General features: G+C 67.4%; 23 protein-coding genes, 2 pseudogenes and 1 other annotated feature. Of the genes and pseudogenes, 8 read left to right on the plus strand and 17 right to left on the minus strand.

What is annotated here, in order from left to right:
• Positions 1 to 2 precede the first annotated feature (2 nt).
• A complete protein-coding gene (gene cheD, locus LRS07_RS18965) occupies positions 3 to 674 on the plus strand; it encodes a chemoreceptor glutamine deamidase CheD (protein WP_409450565.1) in 672 nt (223 codons plus the stop codon).
• A gap of 8 nt (positions 675 to 682) precedes the next feature.
• Complete coding sequence (locus LRS07_RS18970) at positions 683 to 1,804, plus strand: protein-glutamate methylesterase/protein-glutamine glutaminase (RefSeq protein ID WP_260499489.1); 1,122 nt, start codon at positions 683 to 685, stop codon at positions 1,802 to 1,804.
• Here the strand turns inward: LRS07_RS18970 and hemW are convergent.
• The 5 genes and pseudogenes from hemW to LRS07_RS18995 all read right to left on the minus strand — a co-directional run bounded on the left by hemW (position 1,801) and on the right by LRS07_RS18995 (position 6,435).
• The gene (gene hemW, locus LRS07_RS18975; RefSeq protein ID WP_260499490.1) at positions 1,801 to 3,015 is read right to left on the minus strand and encodes a radical SAM family heme chaperone HemW; all 1,215 of its coding nucleotides are present in this window, start codon (positions 3,013 to 3,015) and stop codon (positions 1,801 to 1,803) included. The genes LRS07_RS18970 and hemW overlap by 4 nt on opposite strands.
• Positions 3,012 to 3,621: pseudogene (gene rdgB, locus LRS07_RS18980) on the minus strand (RdgB/HAM1 family non-canonical purine NTP pyrophosphatase). The gene hemW and the pseudogene rdgB overlap by 4 nt, the downstream one beginning before the upstream one ends.
• 10 nt (positions 3,622 to 3,631) lie before the next feature.
• On the minus strand, positions 3,632 to 4,360 hold the full coding sequence (rph, locus tag LRS07_RS18985) for a ribonuclease PH (protein ID WP_260499491.1): 729 nt from the start codon (positions 4,358 to 4,360) through the stop codon (positions 3,632 to 3,634).
• A gap of 145 nt (positions 4,361 to 4,505) precedes the next feature.
• Complete coding sequence (locus tag LRS07_RS18990; RefSeq protein ID WP_260499492.1) at positions 4,506 to 5,426, minus strand: PP2C family protein-serine/threonine phosphatase; 921 nt, start codon at positions 5,424 to 5,426, stop codon at positions 4,506 to 4,508.
• 40 nt (positions 5,427 to 5,466) lie between these two features.
• Positions 5,467 to 6,435 carry a serine/threonine protein kinase gene (locus LRS07_RS18995; RefSeq protein WP_260499493.1) on the minus strand — a complete coding sequence of 323 codons (969 nt, stop codon included), beginning with the start codon at positions 6,433 to 6,435 and terminating at the stop codon, positions 5,467 to 5,469.
• A gap of 32 nt (positions 6,436 to 6,467) precedes the next feature.
• Here LRS07_RS18995 and LRS07_RS19000 point away from each other — a divergent pair, with 32 nt between their 5' ends.
• The 3 genes from LRS07_RS19000 (at position 6,468) to LRS07_RS19010 (ending at position 9,250) form a co-directional block, all read left to right on the plus strand.
• On the plus strand, positions 6,468 to 7,400 hold the full coding sequence (locus tag LRS07_RS19000) for a YicC family protein (RefSeq protein WP_260499494.1): 933 nt from the start codon (positions 6,468 to 6,470) through the stop codon (positions 7,398 to 7,400).
• 200 nt (positions 7,401 to 7,600) lie between these two features.
• Complete coding sequence (locus LRS07_RS19005; protein ID WP_260499495.1) at positions 7,601 to 8,914, plus strand: tyrosine-type recombinase/integrase; 1,314 nt, start codon at positions 7,601 to 7,603, stop codon at positions 8,912 to 8,914.
• A gap of 171 nt (positions 8,915 to 9,085) precedes the next feature.
• Positions 9,086 to 9,250 carry a helix-turn-helix transcriptional regulator gene (locus LRS07_RS19010; protein ID WP_260502173.1) on the plus strand — a complete coding sequence of 55 codons (165 nt, stop codon included), beginning with the start codon at positions 9,086 to 9,088 and terminating at the stop codon, positions 9,248 to 9,250.
• Here LRS07_RS19010 and LRS07_RS19015 read toward each other — a convergent pair.
• Positions 9,240 to 9,551, minus strand: a complete 312-nt coding sequence (locus tag LRS07_RS19015) for a hypothetical protein (protein WP_260499496.1) — start codon at positions 9,549 to 9,551, stop codon at positions 9,240 to 9,242. The genes LRS07_RS19010 and LRS07_RS19015 overlap by 11 nt on opposite strands.
• A 73-nt stretch (positions 9,552 to 9,624) precedes the next feature.
• On the minus strand, positions 9,625 to 10,263 hold the full coding sequence (locus LRS07_RS19020) for a hypothetical protein (protein WP_260499497.1): 639 nt from the start codon (positions 10,261 to 10,263) through the stop codon (positions 9,625 to 9,627).
• 301 nt (positions 10,264 to 10,564) lie between these two features.
• On the opposite strand from LRS07_RS19020, the gene LRS07_RS19025 reads away from it, so the two are divergent.
• Positions 10,565 to 10,873 (plus strand): site-specific integrase, encoded by a 309-nt coding sequence (locus LRS07_RS19025; protein WP_260499498.1) that lies wholly within the window; start codon positions 10,565 to 10,567, stop codon positions 10,871 to 10,873.
• Between the two features lie 12 nt (positions 10,874 to 10,885).
• Positions 10,886 to 11,922: pseudogene (locus tag LRS07_RS19030) on the plus strand (IS3 family transposase).
• Positions 11,163 to 11,279: a sequence feature (AL1L pseudoknot), on the plus strand. (Overlaps the previous pseudogene by 117 nt.)
• Before the next feature lie 37 nt (positions 11,923 to 11,959).
• Here LRS07_RS19030 and LRS07_RS19035 read toward each other — a convergent pair.
• From LRS07_RS19035 to LRS07_RS19080, 10 genes are all read right to left on the minus strand, one after another.
• Complete coding sequence (locus LRS07_RS19035; protein WP_260499499.1) at positions 11,960 to 12,316, minus strand: JAB domain-containing protein; 357 nt, start codon at positions 12,314 to 12,316, stop codon at positions 11,960 to 11,962.
• 834 nt (positions 12,317 to 13,150) lie between these two features.
• Positions 13,151 to 14,104 carry a nuclear transport factor 2 family protein gene (locus tag LRS07_RS19040; protein WP_260499500.1) on the minus strand — a complete coding sequence of 318 codons (954 nt, stop codon included), beginning with the start codon at positions 14,102 to 14,104 and terminating at the stop codon, positions 13,151 to 13,153.
• A 128-nt stretch (positions 14,105 to 14,232) separates the two neighbouring features.
• Positions 14,233 to 15,312: an aromatic ring-hydroxylating dioxygenase subunit alpha gene (locus LRS07_RS19045; RefSeq protein WP_260499501.1), complete on the minus strand. Its 1,080-nt coding sequence runs from the start codon at positions 15,310 to 15,312 to the stop codon at positions 14,233 to 14,235.
• Between the two features lie 12 nt (positions 15,313 to 15,324).
• Positions 15,325 to 16,098, minus strand: a complete 774-nt coding sequence (locus tag LRS07_RS19050) for an ABC transporter ATP-binding protein (RefSeq protein ID WP_260499502.1) — start codon at positions 16,096 to 16,098, stop codon at positions 15,325 to 15,327.
• Positions 16,095 to 16,838 (minus strand): ABC transporter ATP-binding protein, encoded by a 744-nt coding sequence (locus tag LRS07_RS19055; protein ID WP_260499503.1) that lies wholly within the window; start codon positions 16,836 to 16,838, stop codon positions 16,095 to 16,097. Before LRS07_RS19055 ends, LRS07_RS19050 begins: the two co-directional genes overlap by 4 nt.
• A complete protein-coding gene (locus LRS07_RS19060) occupies positions 16,835 to 17,794 on the minus strand; it encodes a branched-chain amino acid ABC transporter permease (protein WP_260499504.1) in 960 nt (319 codons plus the stop codon). The genes LRS07_RS19055 and LRS07_RS19060 overlap by 4 nt, the downstream gene beginning before the upstream one ends.
• On the minus strand, positions 17,791 to 18,672 hold the full coding sequence (locus LRS07_RS19065; RefSeq protein WP_260499505.1) for a branched-chain amino acid ABC transporter permease: 882 nt from the start codon (positions 18,670 to 18,672) through the stop codon (positions 17,791 to 17,793). Before LRS07_RS19065 ends, LRS07_RS19060 begins: the two co-directional genes overlap by 4 nt.
• 31 nt (positions 18,673 to 18,703) lie before the next feature.
• Complete coding sequence (locus LRS07_RS19070; protein WP_260499506.1) at positions 18,704 to 19,924, minus strand: ABC transporter substrate-binding protein; 1,221 nt, start codon at positions 19,922 to 19,924, stop codon at positions 18,704 to 18,706.
• Positions 19,921 to 20,853 (minus strand): cupin domain-containing protein, encoded by a 933-nt coding sequence (locus LRS07_RS19075; protein ID WP_260499507.1) that lies wholly within the window; start codon positions 20,851 to 20,853, stop codon positions 19,921 to 19,923. The genes LRS07_RS19070 and LRS07_RS19075 overlap by 4 nt, the downstream gene beginning before the upstream one ends.
• A 58-nt stretch (positions 20,854 to 20,911) precedes the next feature.
• Positions 20,912 to 21,802, minus strand: coding sequence for a fumarylacetoacetate hydrolase family protein (locus tag LRS07_RS19080; RefSeq protein ID WP_312028326.1), 891 nt, complete (start codon positions 21,800 to 21,802; stop codon positions 20,912 to 20,914).
• A gap of 17 nt (positions 21,803 to 21,819) precedes the next feature.
• Here LRS07_RS19080 and LRS07_RS19085 point away from each other — a divergent pair, with 17 nt between their 5' ends.
• Entirely contained in the window at positions 21,820 to 23,133 is a 1,314-nt protein-coding gene (locus tag LRS07_RS19085) for a citrate/2-methylcitrate synthase (protein ID WP_260499508.1), read from the plus strand.
• Positions 23,134 to 23,397: the final 264 nt, after the last annotated feature.

Genomic DNA, 23,397 nt, shown 5'->3' on the forward strand with positions numbered 1-23,397 from the left:
CCATGCTCGCCTCTTCCGCCCCCACGACCGGCAGCCCGCCGCGCCTGCCCACCATGGGCGGCAGCCCGCGGCTCGACCGGTTGCGCAGCGCGCCGCGCAAGCCCGGCGAGGCCTCGTTCTTCTACTACGACGCCCACTTCCGCAACGACGCGGTGAAGGTGCTGCCCGGCGAGTACTTCGTCGACAGCGAGGACATCCTGGTGATGACCACGCTGGGCTCCTGCATCGCCGCCTGCCTGTGGGACCGCCATGCCAAGGTGGGCGGCATGAACCACTTCATGCTGCCCGAGGGCAGCGGCGATTCGGGCCGCTACGGCTCCTACGCCATGGAACTGCTGATCAACGAGTTGCTCAAGCGCGGCGCCACCCGGCAGACGCTGGAGGCCAAGGTGTTCGGCGGCGGCGCCGTCATCAGCGGCATGAGCACGATCAACGTCGGCGAACGCAACACGGCGTTCGTGATGGACTACCTCAAGACCGAGCACATCCCCGTCGTCTCGAAGGACGTGCTCGACATCTACCCGCGCAAGGTGTGCTTCCTGCCCGCCTCCGGCAAGGCCATGGTCAAGCGCCTGGCCGCCGCCCATCCCGAAGCCCTGGTGGCCCAGGACCGCGCCGCCGTGCAGAAGGCGGTGCCGCAGGCCACCGGCGGCGGCTCCGTCGACCTGTTTTGATGACTGGCATGACAAAAACTCGCGTTGTCGTGGTCGACGATTCGGCGCTGGTGCGCAGCCTGCTGTCCGAGATCATCAACCGCCAGACCGACATGACCTGCGTTGGCGTGGCCAGCGACCCCTACGCCGCGCGCGAGCTGATCCGCAACGTCGACCCCGACGTGATCACGCTGGACGTCGAGATGCCCAAGATGGACGGCCTGGACTTCCTGGCCCGGCTGATGCGGCTGCGGCCGATGCCGGTGGTCATGGTCTCCACGCTGACCGAACGCGGCGCCGAGGTCACGCTGAAGGCGCTGGAACTGGGGGCGGTGGACTTCGTCGCCAAGCCCAAGATCGGCGTCGCCGACGGCATGCGCCAGCTGGCCGCGGACATCACCGACAAGATCCGCGTCGCCGCGCGCGCCACCGTGCACCGCGCCGCCACCCCGCTGGCCGGCGGCGCCGGCGCGCCGCGCCAGGAGCCGCAGCCGGCCGCCCCGGGCGGCCCGGGCGAGAGCGCCCGACCGGTGGCCGCGATCGGCCGGCTGTCCACCGAAAAGATCATCTTCATCGGCGCCTCCACCGGCGGCACCGAGGCGACGAAGGAAGTGCTGATGAGCCTGCCGCCCGACGCGCCGGCGGTGGCCATCACCCAACACATGCCGCCCGGCTTCACCACCAGCTACGCCAAGCGGCTGGACGGCCTGTGCCGCATCCGCGTGGCCGAGGCGCGCGACGGCGAGCGCCTGCTGCCGGGCCATGCCTACATCGCGCCCGGCGGCCTGCACCTCAGCGTGGAGCGCTCCGGTGCCAACTACATCGCCCGCGTGCGCGACGGCGAGCCGGTGAACCGCCACCGGCCGTCGGTGGAGGTGCTGTTCGGCTCGGCGGCCCGCGTGGTCGGCCCCAACGCGCTGGGCGTGATGCTCACCGGCATGGGCGCCGACGGCGCGCGCGCCATGCGCGAGATGCGCGACGCCGGCAGCTTCAACATCGCGCAGGACGAGGCCAGCTGCGTGGTCTTCGGCATGCCGCGCGAGGCCATCGCCCACGGCGCGGCGCACGAGGTGCTGCCGCTCAAGCAGATCGGCCCGCGGCTGATCGACCACCTGCGCAGCACGGCCGGGGTCTCGACCAACCGGGTCTAGCCGGGCAGGAACAGCGCCTGCAGGTCGCTGAGGAAGTCGAACCCCCGCGCCGTCGGCCGGATGCGCTGCAGGTCGCGTTCCAACAGGCCGCGCCGCTCGCCCTCGGCCAGCCCGCGCTGCAGGGCGGTCACCGGCAGGCCGGTGCGCTCGGCGAAGAGCGACAGGTCCACCCCGTCCTTCAGCCGCAGCGCATTGAGCATGAACTCGAACGGCAGGTCCGCCGCGCCGATCTCGTGCTCGTTGGACACCGCCTGCCCGGCCAGCGCCTTGTCCATGTACGTCGCCGGCTCGCGCCAGCGCACCTGGCGCACGATGCGCTCGGGAAAGCTGAGCTTGCCGTGCGCACCGGCGCCGATGCCGAGGTAGTCGCCGAAGCGCCAGTAGTTGAGGTTGTGCGCGCAGCGGTGGCCGTCGCGCGCGAAGGCCGACACCTCGTAGCGCTGCAGCCCCGCGGCGGCGGTGCGTTCGACGATGAGGTCGAGCATCTCGCTGGCGGTGTCGTCGTCGGGCAGGTCGGCCGGCGGCCGGCTGGCGAAGACGGTGTTCGGCTCCAGCGTCAGGTGGTAGACCGACAGGTGGGGCGGCCGGAACGCGAGCGCCGTGTCCAGCTCCGTCGCCAGGTCGGCCAGCCCCTGCCCCGGCAGGGCGTACATCAGGTCGAGGTTCCAGGTGTCGAAGGCGCTGGCCGCCTCGTCCACCGCCGCCTTGGCCTGCTCGGCGTCGTGGACGCGGCCGAGCACCGCCAGCTTGGCGTCGTCGAAGCTCTGCACGCCGATCGACAGCCGGGTGACGCCCGCCTGCCGGTAGCCGCGGAAGCGCTCGCGCTCGAAGGTGCCGGGGTTGGCTTCGAGCGTGACCTCGGCGTTGGGCTCCAGCTTCATCCGCGCCCGCACGTCGGCCAGCAGGCGGTCGATGGCCGCCGGCGAGAACAGGCTGGGCGTGCCGCCGCCGATGAACACCGTCGACACCGTGCGGCCCCACACCAGCGGCAGCGCGGATTCGAGGTCGGCCACCAGCGCGTCGAGGTAGCGGGCCTCGGGCACGCCCTCGCCTTGCAGCTGGTGTGAATTGAAGTCGCAGTACGGGCACTTGCGCAGGCACCACGGCAGGTGCAGGTACAGCGACAGCGGCGGCAGGGCGTCCAGCCGCACGCCGCCCGGGCGCAGGAAGCGCACCGCCGCCGCGGCGGCCGTCTGCCGCGGATCGTTCATCCCAGGCCCCAGACCTCGCGCATCAGCGCCAGCATCTGCTGCGAGGCGATGGCGCGGTGGCTCACCCGGTTCTTGCGCTCGGCGCCCAGCTCGGCCACCGAGGCGCCCAGCGACGGGATGAACAGCAGCGGGTCGTAGCCGAAGCCGCCGACGCCGCGGCGCTCGGTCAGCACCTCGCCGGGCCAGCGGCCGAAGGCGATCAGCGGCTCGGGGTCGTCGGCGGCCCGCAGCGCCACCAGCGCGCAGACGAAACGCGCCCGCCGGTCGGCCACGCCCTGCAGCTGCTGCAGCAGGCGGTGGTTGTTGGCCTCGTCGTCGCGGGGCCCGCCGAACAGGGTGGCGTAGCGCGCCGACTGCACGCCCGGCATGCCGCCCAGCGCGTCGACGCACAGGCCGGAATCGTCGGCGATGGCCGCGCCGCCGCAGGCCGCCGCCGCATGGCGTGCCTTGGCCAGCGCGTTCTCGACGAAGGTGCCGTGCGGCTCCTCGGCCTCGGGAATGCCGAGCGCCCCCCTGGGTCACCAACTCGAGCTTCAACGGACCGAACAGCGCCTGCAGCTCGGCCAGCTTCTTGGCGTTGTTGGATGCGAGGACGAGGCGGGTCATGTCGGCCGGCTCATGCCGTGGCCAGCGCCTGCTTCTGCGCCTGCACCAGCTGGGCGATGCCCTGGCCCGCCAGCGACAGCAGCGCATCGACCTGCGCGCGCGAGAACGGCGCGCCTTCGGCGGTGCCCTGGATCTCGACGAAGCCGCCGGCACCGGTCATGACCACGTTCAGGTCGGTGTCGCAGCCCGAGTCCTCGGTGTAGTCCAGGTCCAGCAGCGGCACGTCGTCGACCAGCCCCACCGACACCGCGGCGACGTGGTCGCGCAGCGGCGAGGTGGCGATCAGCTGTCGGCCGAGCAGCCAGCCCACCGCGTCGTGCAGCGCGACGAAGGCGCCGGTGATGGCCGCGGTGCGGGTGCCGCCGTCGGCCTGCAGCACGTCGCAGTCGAGGTGCACCGTGCGCTCGCCCAGTGCCTTCAGGTCCACCACCGCCCGCAGCGAACGGCCGATGAGCCGCTGGATCTCCTGCGTGCGCCCGCTCTGCTTGCCGCGGGCGGCCTCGCGGTCGCCGCGGGTGTGGGTGGCGCGCGGCAGCATGCCGTACTCCGCGGTCACCCAACCCTCCCCCGACCCCCGCTTGTGCGGCGGCACCCGCTCCTCCACCGAGGCGGTGCACAGCACCCGCGTCTCGCCGAAGGCGACCAGCACCGAGCCTTCGGCGTGCTTGGTGAAGCCACGGGTCAGCGAAACAGGACGCAGCGCGTCGGCCGCCCGGCCAAAGGATCGGGAAATGGTCATGGGATGCAAGAGGTGAACGACGCTCGATTGTCCCGCGTACCGCAAGCGGGCCTCGTCCATCTGACTGGAGCCCCCGCTTGGAGGGGGCTCGGGGGAGCGAAACGTTCAACGCGAAGCGATTCGCAGAGGCGCAGAAGAAGGGCGTTCAGCCCTTCTTCTGCGACGACCTGCGAATAGCCTCGTTGATCTCGCGGATCGACCGGTCGATCTCCGCCTCGTCCAGTTCCTGGTCCCCGTCCTGCCCGCGCATGCTGGCCTGGATGGTGGAGGCGAAGACCTCGTCGCCGAGGGCCTCGGTGTGCACGTCGTCGGGCTGCGACTCCGCCGCGTCCTCGGCGCGCTCCCACTCCACCGCCAGCACGGTGACGTTGTCGCCCTTGGCGCCGCCCCGGCGCAGCGCCTGCTCGACCAGCTCGGGCACCGCCTCGGCCACGTCCAGCCGCGAGAGCTGGTCGGCGATCTCGTGGTCGGACACCGTGCCCCACAGCCCGTCGGAGCACAGCAGCAGCCGGTCGCCCGACTGCATCACCAGCGGGCCGGCGGTGTCCACCACCGGCTTGCCCGGGCTGCCCAGGCAGGTGAAGAGCACGTTGCGGTTGAAGCGCTCGCCCATCGGCACGACCTGCGACAGGGCCTGCTGCAGCTCGCTGTAGGAATGGTCGCGGGTGCGCGCCACCAGCTTGCCGCCGCGCACCAGGTACAGGCGCGAGTCGCCGCAGTGCGCCCAGTAGGCCGCGTTGCCCTGCAGCACGCAGGCCACGAGGGTGGTGCGCGGGGTGTCGATCAGCGATTTGTCGGTGGCGTAGCGCAGCAGCTGGTGGTGCGCCGCCAGCACGCCCTCGTTGAGGAAGCGCAGCGGGTCCTTCAGCTTGGGCCGGGCGTCGCGCTGGAACATCGCCGCGATGCACTGCAGCGCCAGCTGGGCCGCCACCTCGCCCTGCGGGTGGCCGCCCATGCCGTCGGCGAGGGCGAAGAGGCCGGCGTCCCGCGTGTAGCAGTAGCCCATGCGGTCCTCGTTCTTCTCGCGGCCGCCCTTGCGGCTGACCTGGTAGACCGAGAACCTCATGGCCGCCCGACCCCCGCCGCCACCGACCCGCACGAACGCTTCATGCCTTGGCGCCGGTCTTCAGGTTCTCCAGCTGCAGCTTCAGACGCTCGCTGAAGCTGAGCTTGGTGTAACGACGCTCGGTCTCGCGCGACAGTTCCTTCTGAAGCGCGAAGACGCTCTGCGGCCGGCTCAGGGGATCGAGCGACATGCACCACTCCGTCACCTCGATCAGATTGTCCGAGTAGATGTTGCGCAGCCGCGAGAGCGACAGCGCCAGCCGGTCCTTCTCGATGCGCTGCGGCGCGTCGTTGGGCGGGAAGCCCTGCATGCAGGCGTAGATGCAGGCGCCGATGGCGTAGATGTCGGTCCAGGGCCCGAGCGTGCCGTCGCGGCGGTACATCTCGGGCGCGGCGAAGCCGGGGGTGTACATCGGGCGGATGAAGTTGCCCTCCTTGCTCAGCACCTCGCGCGCCGCGCCGAAGTCCAGCAGCACCGCCTTGTTGTCGTTGGTGACGAAGATGTTGGCCGGCTTGATGTCCAGGTGCAGCATCTTGTGCTGGTGCACGATGCGCAGGCCGCGCAGGATCTCGTCGAACAGGCTGCGGATGGTGGACTCGCGGAACACCTTGTCGCGCTTCAGGTCGCGCGCGGTGACGATGAAGTCCTGCAGGGTGTCGCCCTGCAGGTAGTTCATCACCATGTAAACGGTCTCGTTCTCGCGGAAGAAGTTGAGCACCGACACCACGCTGGGGTGGCTGATCTGCGCCAGCGACCGGCCTTCCTCGAAGAAGCTCTTCAGGCCGAGGCGGTACAGCGGCTGCTTCTCGGGCTTGATGCGCGGGGTGAGTTCGCCCGGCGAGCGTTCGGCCAGCGAGGAGGGCAGGTACTCCTTGACCGCGACCAGGTGCTGGTGCTCGTCCTCGGCCAGGTAGACCAGCCCGAAGCCGCCGGCGGCCAGCTTCTTGACGATGCGGTAGCCGCCGACCACGGTCCCTGCCGGCAACGGCGCGGGCTTTGGCTTGGACATAATGCGGCTTTGACCTCGGAGCGCAAAGGCTGATGGCAGTCTACAGCATGACCGGTTATGCCAACGCCGACGCCACGGCCGGGACTCCTCGGCCCGCCACCGGCGACGACAGCGAACCGGTGGCCGCCGCCAAGGGCGGCGTGACGGTGGAACTGCGCTCGGTCAACAGCCGCTTCCTCGACCTGGTGTTCCGGCTGCCCGACGAACTGCGCGGCATCGAGCCGGCGCTGCGCGAGCTGCTCAACCAGTCCTTCCGCCGCGGCAAGATCGAGCTGCGCCTGGCCGGCCACCGCGAGGACGGCCCGCTGGGCCCGCAGCCCACGCCCGACCTGCTGCACCAGCTCACCCGGCTGGAAGGCACCGTGCAGGGCTGGCTGCCCAAGGCCGCGCCGCTGTCGGTCCACGAGGCGCTGCAGTGGTGCCGCCAGGCGACGCCGACGCAGCGGCTGGACGACGCGGCCCTGAAGGCCGCCCGCCGCTGCATCGACGGCCTCAAGGACGCCCGCCGGCGCGAAGGCGAGCGGCTGGTCGCCGTGCTGATGGAACGCGTGGTCCGACTGCGCGAGCTGGCCGACCAGGCCCGGCCGCTGGTGCCGCAGGTGGTGCAGCGCCAGCAGCAGCGCTTCCTCGAACGCTGGCAGGAGGCGCTCAGCGCCGCCGGCGCCGGCGGCAGCGTCTCCCCGCAGGCGCTGCAGGAACGCGCCCTCGGCGAAGCCGCCACCTACGCCCTGCGCATCGACGTCGCCGAGGAGCTCGCCCGCCTGGGCTCGCACCTGGACGAGATCGAGCGCCTGCTCAAGGCCGGCGGCGAGGTGGGCAAGCGGCTCGACTTCCTGATCCAGGAGCTGCAGCGCGAGGCCAACACCCTGGGCTCGAAGTCCGCCGCGCTGGAGCTCACCGGCCTCTCGGTGGAGATGAAGGTCGCCATCGAGCAAATGCGCGAGCAGGTGCAGAACTTGGAGTGAGGTTTCAGGGGGTCCCAAGGGATCCCCGATATCACGCTAACCTGCTGTCGTATAAGGATATTTTGTCCCGGGCCGTCCCAGGGCGTCGCAGCGAAGCGCGCGCAACCTGTGGGGTTTACTGTGGGGTTTTTCGGGTTCGCGGCGCTCATCGCCCGTCTTCCCGACAAAAACCCCCGCAGCCTCACAGGAGCCTTTGGGACATGAACAGACAGCAACGACCCCTCACTGATCGCGAGCTCAAGGCCTGGCTTGCTGCCGGCGCCGTCGATCGCGGCGTCGGCGAAGGACTGACATTCGTCGCGAGCGTCGCCGCGGCACAGGCCGGGAAGGCTTCGTGGATCCTTCGCTACCGCATGAACGGTCGGGCCAAGGAGAAGGTCCTCGGCCGCTACCCCGAGTTGTCGCTGAAAGATGCTCGGGAGCAAACCAGGCAGGACCGGGCGCGGATCGAACGCGGCATCGACGTTGCGGCGGCCAAGCAGGCCGAGAAGGCACTGGTGCTCGAAGTACCCACCGTGGAGCGGCTCGGTCAAGCTTGGTTCGCGCGGTACATCCAGCCTCGCTACAAGCATCCGGAGGTCGTCGCGCGCGTGCTGCGCAAGCACATCAATCCGGTGATCGGGGCCGTCGCCCCGCCCGACGTGCAGCCGGCTCACGTGGACCGTGTGCTCACACGCATCGTCGCCGGTGGTGCTCCGACGGTCGCCAACGACGCTTTGCGCTACATGAGTCGCATGTTCCGGATGGCTGTGCGCAATCACTGGATTGAGCGCAACCCAGCGGCCGACTTCGACCTCGTAGACGCAGGCGGCGACGAGGCCTCGCGCGACCGCTGGCTAACCATCGAAGAGCTTCAGCAACTCGCCCAATCCATGCGGACTACGCCCAACTTCGGGCGTGAGAACGAGCTGGCGGTATGGCTCCTGCTTGCGCTCTGCGTTCGCAAGATGGAGTTGCTGTCCGCGAGATGGGACGCTTTCGATCTCGATGCAGGTGTATGGACCCTTGCACGCGAGAACACGAAGACCCGCTCGTCGATCCGCATCCCGCTGGCGAAGCCCGTCATCGCCTGGCTGGAGGAAGCCAGAGTGTTCTCCTTCGGTAAGCCCTACGTCTTTCCGGCCCGCCGTCTGGTCCGGTCGCGCATGGGCGAGGCGCGCAAGAATCGGTACGCCCATGTGGGGCCTGACACCTTGAACGTCGCACTGCGGCGCCTAAAGCTGCTCGACATCGAACACTTCACCGTGCACGACATGCGACGCACAGCACGGACGCACCTCGCAGGGCTCGGGGTAGATCGCTTCGTCGCCGAGCGGTCGCTGAACCACAAGCTGGGCAATATCGAAGGCATCTACGACCGGCACGACTACTTCTCCGAGCGAGCTGCCGCACTGGCGGCGTGGGCGTCTCTCTTGGCGAAGGTGGAACGGGGCCTGGTGCCCGTCGTGCCTTCGAAGCCATCGCGCCCTGCGGCAAAGCGGGCCGCGCGCGAGCGCGCGCCCGTGGACGGCTAGAAGACGAAGACGGCCGCGTCTGCAGGATTTCGGGCCGAATCCGGCGTGCGATTGCCGCTGCTGGGGTCCTAGAGTTGGCGGCATGCCTCTCATTGGAGACCGACCGTGCAACGCAACCCGTCCGCCCGATCGCCACGCAACTCGGACGCTGTGACGCCGCTTCTCGTGCGTATGCCCACCGTGATGCGGCTCACGGGCCTCGGCCGCTCGACGATCTATCGTATGGTGGTGGCGCGGAAGTTTCCGAGCCCGGTCCGCCTGGGACCTCGCGCGGTGGCGTGGCGCCAGTCGGATCTCGACGAGTGGAGCGAGTCGCGCCCGGCCGTCACACACTGAGCGACGCCACCAGCTTCAACCCGTAGGCGAAGAGAACCACGAGCGCGAGCCAGCGTCCCCATCGCCAGGTGGTGAAGTGGTAGCGGTGGTTCTCGACCACCGCGCGTGCTGCACGCCGTACCGCTACGACGCCGCACCACGCCAACGCGCACTGGCCCACCAGTCCGAGCGGTATCGACAGACCAAGGAGCCACGCCGCCCACGCCGCGGGCCAGGCGACAGCGTCGACGAACGCGAGAACCCGCCGTCCCGGCCAGACCTGGGCGTCGGGCGATGGCGCCCGCGCAAAGATCACCCACATCGCCCTTCTCCTCAGCGGGCAGGCGCTGAAACTCGCCCGCCCTCGTTCAGCTGCTACGTGCAGGCGGCGGCCTTCAGCGGCTCCGGCAACCACCCTTGCCGGTGAGCTTCGTCGCCGCCAAGGTGGCCAGCTCGCCCTTCTTCATGCCAGCCGCCGACGCCTCCGACCCGGCACCGCCCTCCCGCAGCGCCTGCGCGATCTGCGCCTTCGACACGTGGTTCAGGAAGGCCTCCGGCGTCGGCTCCCACCATTGCCGCATGTCGAGACCGGCGAGGCGCCCGAGCGCACTGGCCGCACTCGCCTGTCCGGTCGGCACGAGCGCCAGGCTCGCAGCGCACAGGCCGAGCAGGTCGAGCAACTCCGGCTGAGGGAGGGCGGCAAGCCAATTCAGCCATTCGCTCTCAGCCTGCGGCAGGCGCCCGAGCCACTCCGCGCGACGCGCCTCCAGGCTGGTCCATGCCCGTCCGGCCAGCAGGTCGTCCGCGGCGCGCAGCAGTTCATGCCGCGGCGGCCGAGCCGTGACCTGCAACGCCGACCGAGCGTCCAGGCCGAGGCGCTCGAACACCTGCAGCGCCAGGGCGTGCGTCAAGGCCACCAGCGGCGCACGGGCGTCCTTCGCCAGCACGGCCTGCAGCGCCGCGGTGCGATGCGCGGCAAGCCGGCGCAGCAGCGTTTCGCTGAACGGCGCGCGTGCCTCGGCGGGCTCGGCCATTCCCGCTTCAAGTGCGCCCGACTCGTCTCCCTGCTTCCGGGAGGTCCGGCTTCGCGCCTCGGCCTTCGTCGCTTGCCGATCCTCCGGGCGCACCAGGCCGCGGATGATCTAGACGGACCCATCACGACCCACGGTGACGATGACCTCGGCGTGCGCCTTATCGTCGCCGCGCCAGACCTGGCGCGCTTCCTTGATGGCCTTGCGCCGTGCCTCGAGGTCCTACTCTTCGAGGTCGATGCGCTCGCCATCGGTCGGCGTCCAGGTAGGTGCACGCGTTCTGCGGGCGCTGAAGCACAGTGAGGTGCTGGCAGCCCTGGCCGCTCGTCCCGACATGTCCGGTAAGACGGTCAACAACTACGTCAGCGTGCTGCGTCTAGCTTGCGCGCTGGCTGTCGTCGACCGACTGTTGACCGTCAATCCGGTTGACGGAGTGCCGTCGGCGGCATGGCAGCGTGACCCACCCGATCCGTTCACACGGGAGGAGGCAGAAGCAATCATCGCTGCCATGCCCGAAGGCCAGGAGCGAAATTTGATCGAGTGGCGCTTTTTCACGGGGGTTCGTACCAGCGAGATGAACCGCCCCGGATTTCGAGGAGGCTCAACACTCTGAGAGGATTGAGCCATGAGCAAGTCGAACAAGTTTTCGCCCGAGATGCGTGAGCGCGCGGTGAGGATGGTGCAGGAGCACCGAGGGGAGTACCCATCGCTGTGGTCAGCCATCGAGTCAATTGCGCCGAAGATCGGCTGCGTGCCGCAGACGCTGAACGAATGGGTCAGGCGCGCGGAGGTTGATTCCGGTGTGCGCGAGGGCGTGACGACGAGCGAGGCCAGCGCGTGAAGGACCTTGAACGCGAGGTGCGCGAGCCGCGCAAGGCCAACGAGATCCTGAAGCTGGCCAGCGCGTTTTTCGCCCAGGCGGAGCTCGACCGCCGCATCAAGTCCTGAAGGCTTTCGTCGACCGGCATCGCCAGCGGTTCGGGGTCGAGTCGATCTGTCGCGTCGTGCAGATCGCCCCGTCGGCGTACTGGCGCCATGCGGCTGGCCGGCGCAACCCGGCGCTGTGCTCGCCTCGCGCGCAGCGCGACGCGTGCCTGATGCCCCAGGTCCGGCGCGTCTGGCAGGCCAACATGCAGGTCTATGGCGCCGACAAGGTCTGGCGTCAGCTCAACCGCGAAGGCGTGGCGGTGGCGCGCTGCACTGTCGAACGGCTGATGCGCCAAGAAGGACTGCAGGGCGTGCGCCGCGGCAAGGCGGTGCGCACCACGGTCTCTGACCCCAAGGCGGCATGCCCGCTGGATCGGGTCAACCGGCAATTCCGCGCCGAGCGGCCCAACCAGCTCTGGGTCTCGGACTTCACCTATGTGTCGACCTGACAGGGCTGGGTCTACGTGGCGTTCGTGGTGGACGTCTTCAGCCGGCGCATCGTGGGCTGGCGCCAGAGCAGTTCGATGCACACCGAGTTCGTGCTCGATGCGCTGGAGCAGGCCCTGTACGACCGCAAGCCGACCGAAGAGGACGGGCTCGTACACCACTCGGATCGCGGCTCGCAGTACCTGTCCATCGGAACTGGCGACGCTGGAATGGGTCGCTTGGTTCAACCACCACCGACTGATGGAGCCGCTGGGCCATCTGCCGCCGGCCAAGTTCGAGGCCAACTAGCATCGGCAACGCGCCGGTCAGGCCGCAACCGTCTGACTTAAACCAACGGGCCTCCGCGGAAGCCGGGGCGGTTCAGGCAACGTTCAGCGAACGAGACGACCTCTGAGGCCGTGACGACGAAGTGATCCAGCACCCGCTCGTCGACGAGCGCCAGCGTGGTCTTGAGCGTCTGCGTGAGGAGCTCATCGGCCCTGCTGGGCTCGGCCGTCCCGGACGGGTAGCTGTGGGCCAGGATCACCGCCGCGGCGTTCAAACGCAGCGACTCCTTGACGACCTCGCGCGCGCAGACCGAGGTCTGCGACACCGTGCCGCGGGACATCGGCTTGAGTTGGATCACCGTGTGCTGTGCATCCAGGAAGAGCACGCGAAAGACCTCGTCCCCCAAGCATCCCATTCTCCAGTCTTAGGTATCCTTGACCGCCTGAGGCGAGTTCGTCGTCGCGCCGCGTCGAACCCTGTGCGCCAGCACCCGGCGAGCATGCTGCAGCACCTCGTCGGCACTAGCAGACCGGCACTGTTCATCGGCCTCGCGAACGTGCAGGCTATTGCTGCCAGCAGGCTGCACAGATGAAGAGATTAAATGCGACATGACGCACTCCGGTCGGTGTCGGGCGGGATTGCGCGAGACCGGAGTACCACGGCGCAGCGAAGCCGTAAGGGTTTGAAGACGGCCTTAGGCCGAAAGCGCTCGCCCGCGAGCGAGCTGACCTTGACGGCAAGAAAGGGGTAGCGTGGATCGACAAGGCAAACCACCCGCCGCACGCCACCCTATCAAGTGGTGATGACTGCCGGCCATGCCGGCCCAACCGAGTTGCGTGAGGGATGCCGGCCCGACAAGGGCCTGGCCCATCGCTGCCATGCCCGGAAGCTCAGGTGCGCAACATGGTCGAGTCGCGCTTTTTCACCGGGGTTTGCACCAACGAGATGGCAGGGCTGCACTGGAGGTCAGTAGACGTGGCCGGAATGTGCAGGGCCAACACCGTAACGTCGATTCCCTTCTAGGTGACTCGGCCCCTTTCCGGTATCCGAGGCAGCCACTGCACTGACTTTGAGGGCGACTCGTAAGTGGGAATCCATGTCGATTCGAACCGGCACAGCCACTTCTTGCAATGCGAAGAAAAACTGTCTGCAGCCAGCAGGATGCAGACGGTGCAGGAACTACCGGCCCGCTCCGCGAGCGTTGCGGGCCGGCCAGGTTACTGTTGTCGGCAGATTTAGCAGAAAGTCCTTAGTTGTCAAAGGACAAGGCGCCGAGGGCAAGGAGCTGAGGCGATGAGTACCAGCCACCGTCATACATCACGCTGCAGCGGATGATTTTTGCGTCGCTGTCCAGCACCAGCGCCGACATGCCGGAGCGGGTCGGCGCCCCGGGGGCCGAGACCCACTCGACGGCGCCGCCGGCGTCGTTGCCGGCAAGGTGCCGCAGCGTCGATCCAGTCCCGTGAGGCAACTGGGTGATGGCGCGATCAAAATAGCGCTTGATCTGACGCGCACCCTGCAGGCGCAGGCGAAGCGCCGTGTCTTCGTAGATTGCGTCTTCGGAAAACAAGGCGACGGCCGCGGCAGCGTTGCCGATGCCCAGGGTCTGAGCAAGTTGCTGGCCCGTCGTCTTGAATCGGTAGCTGGCACGGGCGGGGACCTGGGACTCGCGCAGGTTGAGCAACTGCGTCTTCGGCAAGCCGAAGTTGTTTTCCCAGCCGCGGCTGTCCCAGTAATCAACCCAGCGGACGATTCTGCCGTCCTTAAAGTCGACGATGCCCTGCAGCCGCAACTCCCCACCGAACAATTCAGGAGTGTCAGTGAAGGCAATCATCGCGCCCGTCATGTCGCCGACGATGCGGGTGGGGTACGACTTCGCTGTGCTGGGCCATTGCGCCATGTACTGAGCGAACAGCCCCTGAAGCGCCGAGAAGCCGGCGACATCCCAGCCGAGGGTCGCGTCAATGTAGGTCACCAGATCGGGCGAGAAAAACGACATCGTCGTGCTGACGTCTCGCCTGGTCTTCGCGGCGAAGTAGCTGTTCATGAAGGTAACCAGCTCGGCCGAGGCGTATTTCGTGTCCGCGACGTCGGGAAATGGCAGTGTCTCTTGTGCATTTGCGCCGCCGCAGCCAGCCATCAACGGTGGCAGCAAGGCGGCGCCGGATGCCAGCAAGAGGTGACGGCGCTTCAAATAGTCCATCGAATGTCTCCTTGATTGAAGCTGTCTGTCGATTGCCTAGAGGAATCTCAATACAAAGCGAGCAACTTGTCTTGCATACGAAGGACGCGGAAGGCGGACTCCAGCGAGTCCAGCGAGTCCAGCCAGCATTATGCGGACATTTGATCGCGTTGACCGTTATCTCGCTCCAGTCGCCGCAGTGCCTCGATCATCTTTCGGCCGGCATTCGGCGCGCCGTCGAAGGCGGTGTGGATGCGCCGGCTCTCGAACGCAACGCTGCCTAGCGACACCTGCTGCGCCTCCAGGATGACGTGGTCCTCTGCAAGCGTACGGTGGGCGCCCTGCCGCAGCACCTCGGTAACCTTCGGCTCGTCGATGGAGAAGTTGCGCGTCAGGGCAAAGAAGTAGTGAGTCGCGCCGTCCTTCTCCGGGGTCAGCAGGTGGTGCACGTACCATGCGAGCGAAGCGCCCGTGGTGCCGGCCACTGGCGTCGCCCGCACCACGATGCAGAAGCTGCTCGGCGGCGTGAAGACGACCCGCTGATAGCGGTCGATGTTGCCGGTGAAGCCGGCAGCCTCCCTGAACATGGCCGGCGGCGGGCAGTCGGCCATCAAGCGTTCCACCTCGATGCGCCGCTCGCCGATCGTCGTCTTGGCTGGGGTCTCGCCCACCGCCGCATTGCCGATAGTCTGTGGGTGCAATGTCGCCTCGTGCGACAGGTCCAGCAGGTTGTCGATGATCAGCGAAGCATCGGCCTTGGTGTACTGATAACCCCGGAAACAGGTCCAGCCGGGCTGGTCCAGGTACTCGGTGAACGGCGGCAGCGGCGCCGTGGGCGCCTGCTCGCCGGAGCCGGGCCACAGCCAGATGAAGCCGTACTCCTCGCGCACGGCGTATGTCGGCACGTCGTACTGCCGCGGCAGCCGCTCCTCGCCGCGGGGGTCGCCCGGGATGTGGACGCAGCGGCCGGTGCGGTCGAAGGTGACGCCATGGTAGGCGCACTGGATCCGATCACCAATCAACCGACCCATTGACAGAGGCACGAGCCGATGCGGACAACGGTCCTGCAACGCGACCACCTGCCCGTCCTCGGCCCGGTACAGCACGACCAGTTCCCCGCAAACCGTGATCGGCTTCGGCGCGCGTCCAACGTCCGCCGCTTGGGCCACCACGTACCACCCTTCGCGCAGAAAGTTGTCTTGGGTTGCCGCTGCTGCCACTTGAGACATCACAATCCCCTATCACTCATTCACTGTTGACGATGAACCTGCCAGCCTGCAGACCTGCCTGGCAGGAGACCGACCGGGCCGCCTCAGACGCTCAGGTGCCGGGAGACCACGTCGCTGTGCTCCGCCAAGGCACCTGAATCCCCCCTCCCAGACGATCCGTCCGCGTTCTAGCACTGCATGCCGGTCACACAGTTCGCTAAGCGCTCGGATGTTCTTGTCGATGATCAGGATGGCCTGCCGCCTATCTCGCAGGCGGCGGATGATCGACCAGATTTCCTCGCGGATCAGCGGCGCCAGCCCCTCGGTGGCCTCGTCGAGAATCAACAGGCGCGGGTTGGTCATCAGCGCCCGTCCGATGGCCAGCATCTGCTGCTCCCCGCCCGACAACTGCGCGCCCAGGTGGTTCTCACGTTCGCGCAGCCGTGGGAACAGAGCGTAAACCGAGCTCAACGTCCACGGACCCTCTCCACCGGCCGTGGCGATGAGGTTTTCCCGCACCGAGAGCGTCGAAAAGATCTGCCGGCCTTCCGGCACCAAGCCGATGCCGCGCCGCGCGACGCGATAGACGGGTTCGCCGCGCAGCAGTTCGCCATCGAACCGGATGCTGCCCGCCGTCAGCGGCAGCATCCCCATCACCGCCTTGACGGTGGTCGACTTGCCCATGCCGTTGCGGCCCATCAGGCTGACGGCCTCGCCGGGCATCACGCTCAGCGTTACGCCAAACAGCGCCTGCGCCTCGCCGTAGGACGCGCAGACCTCGGAAATCTCCAGCATCGGCGTGCTCATGGTTCGCCCAGGTAGGCCCTGCGGACCCCTTCGTCCGCGCGAATCTGGTCAGGCGTTCCGGTGGCGATCACCGCGCCGGCGACCAGCACCGTGATGCGGTCTGCGATCGAGAAGACGGCGTTTATGTCGTGTTCGATCAGCAGCATGCCGAAGCGGCCACGCAGGCTGGCAAGCAAGCCCACGGCCTGTTCGGCCTCGGCCGCGCTGAGGCCGGCCAGCGGCTCATCGAGCAACAGCACCTTCGGCGCCGTCGCCAGCCCCATCGCCAGTTCGATCTGGCGCACTGCCCCGTAGTCCAGCGTGGCGGCACGGGCGGTCGGGTCGGCGGCAAAGTGCATTTGGCTCAGCACCGAGGAAGCGCCACCGGCCAGCGACGCGGCGAAACGCCGCCACGCCGACGCCTGGCCCCGTCTGGCCCTCTGCGCAAGCGCGACGTTCTCCTGAGCCGACATGGACCGGAAGACGCTGCTGATCTGGAAGGTGCGGGCGAGGCCATGGCGGGCGCGCCGGTGCGGCGTCCAGCGGGTGACGTCAACGCCCTGCAGCCACACGCGACCGCCATCGGGCGCCAGTTGGCCGGCGATCTGCGCCATCAGCGTGCTCTTGCCGGCGCCGTTCGGTCCGATCAGGGCATGGATCTCGTCCGCCCGGACGTCCAGGGACACGTCGCGCGTGACCTGGAGTGCGCCGAAACGCTTGCTCAGTCCCTGCAGCCGCAGCGCCTGGAGATCAGCGCTCATCGGCGTCCCTCCCTGCGCTGGAAGAACAGCACCCGGGCCAGCACCAGTAGACCCAACGCCAGCGCCCAATGCTCGGTGTACTGCGCGAGCAGCTCTTGCAGCACCACCAGCGCGGCACAGGCCAGCAGTGCGCCCAGCGGCGACGAGCCCCCGCTCAGCAGCACCAGCACCAGCAGTTCCCCGGAGTAAAACCAGTGGCTCAACTGCGGGCTGGCAAATCGCGACAGCTGGGCGAGCAGCCCGCCGCTCAACCCGGCGAGAGCGCTGGACACGACGAAAGCCACCAGCTTGACGTTGAAGGCGTTGACGCCTAGGCTGGACAGGCGCCGCTCGTCGTCGCGACCGGCCTGCATCCGAGCGCCAAGTTCCGACGCACGCAGCCGGGCCACCAGCGCCGCGCTGGCGCAGCCGAGCACCACCACCGCGGCGCCGTATGCCCGGTCGACGTCAATTGACCATCCGGGCAGCAGCGACGGGCGCACGACGAGCGCGAAGCCGTCGTCGCCGCCCAGCGAGCGCTGGCTCTGCAGACCGTAGTAGGTCATCTGGCCGAACGCGAGCGTCGCCATCAGCTGGTACAGGCCCTGAGTACGCAGCACCGCCACGCCAATCAGCAGGCCGGCACCGGCACCGGCGACGAGCAGCGCGGCGAGAAAGGTCCACAGGGTATGGCCGCCGGCGAGCGACAGTACGCCGGCGACGTAGGCGCCGATGGCGACGAACGCGGCATGGCCCAGGCTCATCACGCCGGAATGTGCCACCAGCAACTGCAGGCCCACCACCGAGATCCAGACCGCGTACACCCGAGCCACCAGCTTGAGCGCATAGGTGTCTAGCAGCGCGACCGCGAGCAGGCCGAGGGTCAGCACCCCCAGGAGGCGAAGCGCCAGGCGACGATCACAAGACGGGCGGGAAGACACCGGCGCCAGCGCCTTCGAGACAAAGTCGGGACTCATCGCACGAACAACCCACGGGGGCGCAACAACAGCACGCCGATCATCAACCAGTAGACCGCCATGCCGGCCGCTGCACGGCCGCCGCCGCCCAATGTGCTCATGTAGGCGCGGGCCAACGTGTCCATCACCCCGATCAACAGGCTGGCCGCCAAGCAGCCCTTCAGCGAGCCAGCACCGCCGACGATGATCACCGCCAACGCGAGGATGAGCAGCGGCTCGCCGACTCCGGACTCAAGGGTGATGAGCGGCCCCATCATCAAGCCGGCCAGCGCTGCCAGTGCCGCCCCCAGCACGAACACCGCACAGAACAGGGCGTCGATGTTGACGCCCAGGGCCTCGACCATGGTGCGCTTGTCCGCGCCGGCGCGGATCAGCATGCCGACCCGGGTGCGGCCGACGAGCGCGTACACCCCCAGACCGGCTACGACCGCGACCGCCGAGATCGCAATGCGGTAGGCCGGGTACTGCAGGTCACCGAACAGCAGAACCGAGCCCGACAGCCAGCCGGGCATGGGCGCCATCAGCGGCTCGCGCCCCCAGACCAGCACGACCAGTTCGTTGCAGACCAGCATGAGGCCGAACGTGCCGAGCACTTGGTCCAAGTGGTCTCGGTGGTAGAGCCGGCGCATCACCAGCGCTTCCATGGCCAACCCGGCGAGCGCGGCCCCGGCCAGTCCGGCGAACACGCCCATAGCGAAGCCCCACCGGTCCGCGACCGTGAAACCGATGTATGCGCCCAGCATGAACAGGCTGCCGTGCGCGATGTTGACCAGTCCCATGACGCCAAAGATCAGTGTCACGCCGATCGACAGTAAGAACAGCATGAGGCCGAACTGCAGCCCGTTCAGCAACTGCTCGAAGAGCAAGACGATGCTCATGGCCGACAGTTCCGCACTGCGTTCCCTGTCGTCACTTCAGCCGGCAGTCGGCGGCGAACCGGTCGCCCACTGCCGGGATCGTCGCAATCAGCTTTTGCTGAAAGCCGTTTTTCTCGTCCTTCTCGACCCTCTGGATGACCATGTCCTGAATAATGAACTGGTTCGTGTTCAGCTTCACCGTGCCGCGAATGGACTTGAACCCCTTGTTATCACGCAGGGCGGCACGGAGCACTTTCGGATCCTTTGCACCTTGCGTTTGGCGCAGTGCGGCATCGAGGTACATCACCGTGTCGTAGGCCTGGGCCGAAAAGGTTGTCGGGTCTCGTCCTGCATTCTTGGCCCTGAACTCCGACGTGAAGCGATCGTTTTGCGAATTGCGCACGTTGGCATTCCATGTGTTGGCGCTGACCACCCCGAGCGCCGCGTCGCCCTGTGCGCGAATCACCAGCGAATCCGCAATCGCGCCGACCGAGTACAGCGGAACCTGGCTCTTGATGCCCGAGCCGGCGTACTGCCGCACGAAGGCGACGGCAGCGCTGCCAGGGTAGAACGCGAACAAGGCGTCGGGCTTGGCCTCTCGCACACGGGCCAGCTCCGGCGCAAAGTCGACCTGTGACATGGCCGTCAGCGCTTTGCCGGAGACAGGCGCACCCAAGCCCGCCTGCACGGCGTCGACCATCTCCCAGCCTGCCTGGTAGTCGAGCCCCATTGCAAACACCGACTTCGCGCCGGCTTGCTTGATGTAGCGGCCGATGGCCTCGCCGAATTGCTCGTTCTGGTGACCGATGCCGAAGACGTTCTCCATGCAGCCCTTGCCTGCCAGGTCGTTCGGCCCAGCGTGCGCGAGCAGCACGGTCACGCCGGCGTTCGCCGCGGGCTGGGACACGGCCATCGCGACATTCGATGCGGCGATGCCCACCAGCACGTCGATCCGGTCCTTATCGATGAGACGCGCAAACTCCGAGACAGCAATGCTCGGGCTGCCCTGATCGTTGGCGTAGGACACGACAGTGTCCTGGCCGCCGATGCGGCCGCCAAGGTGCTCAAGCGCCAAGTCGAAGCCGCGCTTCAATTCTTGACCGGTGATGCCCAGCGGACCCGACATCGGCCCCATGAATCCGACCCTGAACTGGGCATGAACTGGCCCCGCTAGCGTGCCGGCCAACCAAACAATCACACCGGCCGCCCACACGCCGCGGCGCGCTTTCCGCTCCGAGGCGATCCGATCGGGGTGTTGCTGCGTCGTTTTCATGCTTCGTGCTCCGTTCGCAAATAGCCCATGACGTCCAGCAGCGCCTGGTCCGTCATCAGAAACAGCTGATTGTCAGCCGCCTCGCCACAATGGCTGATCCAGTGCCAGTGCGGCAGCGTGAAGACGTCACCCTGCTGCCAGCCGATCTTCTGGTCGCCTACGCGCGACCAGCCGGCGCCCTTGGCAACGACTGCGACGGCATTGCCCGTCGTGCGGTAGGCGCGTGTCGCGGTGCCTTGCTGCAGGCGCCAGGCGTAGCAGTCAAGCGTCGGCATCACCGGCCCGCCGGTGACGGGATTGACGTAGCGCAGACGACGCGAGCCGTCGGCCTGCGCAGGAAGGGCGTCCAGGGCCGCAGCGATGTCGGTGCCGGCATATCGGTACCGCGGCGAGATCGTCCGGTACGAAGGATCGACATCGGTCGGCAGGGTACCGGCTCGAGCCACGGCATCGTCTACCTGAGGCGGCACGGCACCGCGTCCGCCAAATTCGAGGAAGATGGAGCGCAGGTGGGCCGCCAGCGGCAGGTCGAGCCCATCGAACCAGATCAGCCGGTTGTCGCTGTCGTTCTGGTGCTCATGCCAGCACCAAGCCGGCGTCAGGATGAGGTCGCCCTCGGCCATACGGCAGGCCTTGCCGTTAACCTTAGTCACCGCACCCTCGCCTTCGAGCACGAACCGGAGTGCAGCGGCGGTGTGCCGGTGCGAATCGGCATGCTCACCCGGAAGCAGGATCTGCAAGCCGGCCGACAGGTTGGTCGTGGTGTAGGGATCAGGTGCGAAGGCGGGATGAGACAACAGGATCACCCGTCGCTCAGCGTCGGCCATTGACACCTCGGCAACCGCGCGCTCGATCAGAGGCTGCAATTCGCGCCAGCCCCAGCGCATCGGCTTGTCGATAGGCGCTGGCTCGCGGGTGAGCAGCGTCATGTAGCGGTCCCAGAGAGGCTGCAGGCCGGCCTCCGCGAGCTCATCGACCAGGGAAAGCTCAGGCATAGTGCGCCCCCACGGTGACGGACGCGTCGCCGATGCCCTGCACACTGGCGTGGATGACGTCGCCCGGCTTCACCGGCCCCACGCCCGCCGGCGTTCCGGTCATGATGATGTCGCCGGGCAGGAGCGCGTACATGGCTGACGCCATCTCGATCAGACCCGCCACGTCGACCACCTGTTGTCTGGTGTTCGAGCGTTGCCGGAGTTCACCGTTTACGTGCAGGCTGAGCTCGAGAGCGTCAGGATCCGGGACCTCGTCCGCGGTGACGAGCCAAGGGCCCAGCACGCTGTAGGTGTCGACCGATTTGCGCCAACATTGAAACTCCGGCCCGCGCAACGTCATGTCCAAGCCGATGGCATAGCCGGCCACGTACTGCAGGGCCTCCGCGCGCGGCACCCTGTCGCAGCGCTTTCCGATGACGACGGCGAGCTCACACTCATGGTCATTGCGGCGATCCGGCCTCCGCAACACGATTTCCTCGCCGAAGCCGATCAGCGAACTAGGGGATTTCAGAAAGAGCCCCCAATCGTGAATTGAAGTCACGGCCCGGCCATGCGCGATGCCCGCATCCTTGACGCTCTCGTCGATGTGCGCCCTGTAGTTGATGGGCGCACCGATGATCTTCGGAGGGTTCGCGACCGGGCTGAGCAGACTGACCGACGACAGCGCCACCCGCGGGGCAGTGGCCAACAACTGACGCACAGCCGCACACACCGCCGACAGGTGCGCAATGAGCAAATCACACTGCGGCAGCGGATAGCGGACAGCCGGCAGCACGTCTAAAGCAGGCGTGACGTCGAACACCACGTCGCCATGCATCAGACCGAGCCGCCCCGCGTTAAATCGACAGAGCTTCATCGCGCTTACGAGGATCGAACAGGTCACGACTGTATGACATCTGCTTGATTGATCAATGGGGTTTACGAGAGGTTGATTTGCATCCCATCAATCAATTATTATCCTCTGGCATTTTCTATAACGGCAACGTTGATCCCATTGACATGACGCCCTCCCCGCTCGACGCAAGTACAGTGATGAAATTGCTGGGCATCAAGCAGCAGACGCTGTACGCCTATGCAAGCCGGGGCCTGCTGAGGAGGTCTTCCCTTCCGGGCTCGAAGCGCTCCTTGTACTTGCGCGAGGACGTCGAGCGTTTATTGGCCAAAAAGCGGGAGCGCGGTAGGGCACAGTCGGCTGACGCATCAGTGCAGATTTCGGGAAGCGTGAGCAGTTCGATCACCGACATCACGCCCGAGGGACACCGCTATCGCGGACGCGACGCGCTTGCGCTTGCGCTCCGCCCGGGGGTGCTCGAGAACGTAGCTGAACTGTTGTGGACCGGCGTCCTCATTGATGAACCGGTGGTGTGGGAGGTAATGCCGCTTCCCGACAACTTGGAGGCGGTGGTCGCGTCCCTGCAGCATGGCGAAACGCCGGCGCCGATCCTGCGGATCATGGCCGGCGTCTCCACCGCGTTGGGCGAGGCTGCGGGCGCTGAATTGCGCTCGGGCAGCACCGCCCAACTCGCTCGGCGGATGGTGTATGCCTACACCGGCTGCCTGGCCCATCTGAAGACCAAAGGTTGCTTCGTCCGCCCGAGAGAGGCGGAATCCATTGCCGACTTTGCGCTGCGGGCGCTCGGTGGGAAGCAGAACCCGAGCTCTGTTGCAGCGGTTAATGCACTCTTCATCTGCTGCGCAGACTACGGATTTTCACCCGCCACGTTGGCGGCTCGAGTCGTTGCGTCGACCGGCGCGGGACTTCACGCTTGCATCGTTGCGGCCACCGCTGGCCATTCCGGGCATGTTCTTGGCGGCGGCTGCGACCGGGCAGAAGATTTCTTTGTGGCTCGCCTGTCCCCGGCCCGTGTGCGTGAATTGGTTAAAGCTGCGGGGCGAGGCGAGACGAAACTGCCCGGGTTTGGCAGCGTCGGCGATCCGCGCGCCAAACACCTTCTAGGTTTGGCCGTGGACGTTGCCGAGCCAAAGACGCTGTCTGACCTTCAACTGCTCACTGAGCTGATGGAGTCAGAAGCAGGCATTCCGATGTCACTGGAACTCGGGTTGGTCGCCCTAGCGCGGGCACTGGAGCTTCCCAAGCGCAGCGCCTCCGCCCTTTGGGCCATTGGACGCAGCGTCGGATGGGTCGCGCACGTGATGGAACAGCGCCTGACCGGCCAGATGATTCTGCCTTCCCCAACTCATTGCACCGGGTGAAAGCGGGCGGCACGAGCGCGTCACAGCAGCCTTAGCGGCGCAAGCTCACATCAACCACTCGGACCATGCAGAGACGCTGTCATGCAACGGTAATCTGACGGTCATTGACGTCTCGAGCGCAGCGGCTAGCGTGCCCGTAGAGCGCCGAATCGCTGGCTAGGCTGTCTATAATTCGCAGCAGCGCCTGCCGGACGACAGTCAATGTCCTTATCCCAAACGCCCTCCAGCGCAATCGCATTCACGTCCTCGGCCAGCGGTACCAGT

Origin of the sequence: Aquabacterium sp. J223 (assembly GCF_024666615.1) — a bacterium.
In the GTDB taxonomy this organism is placed as follows: domain Bacteria; phylum Pseudomonadota; class Gammaproteobacteria; order Burkholderiales; family Burkholderiaceae_C; genus J223.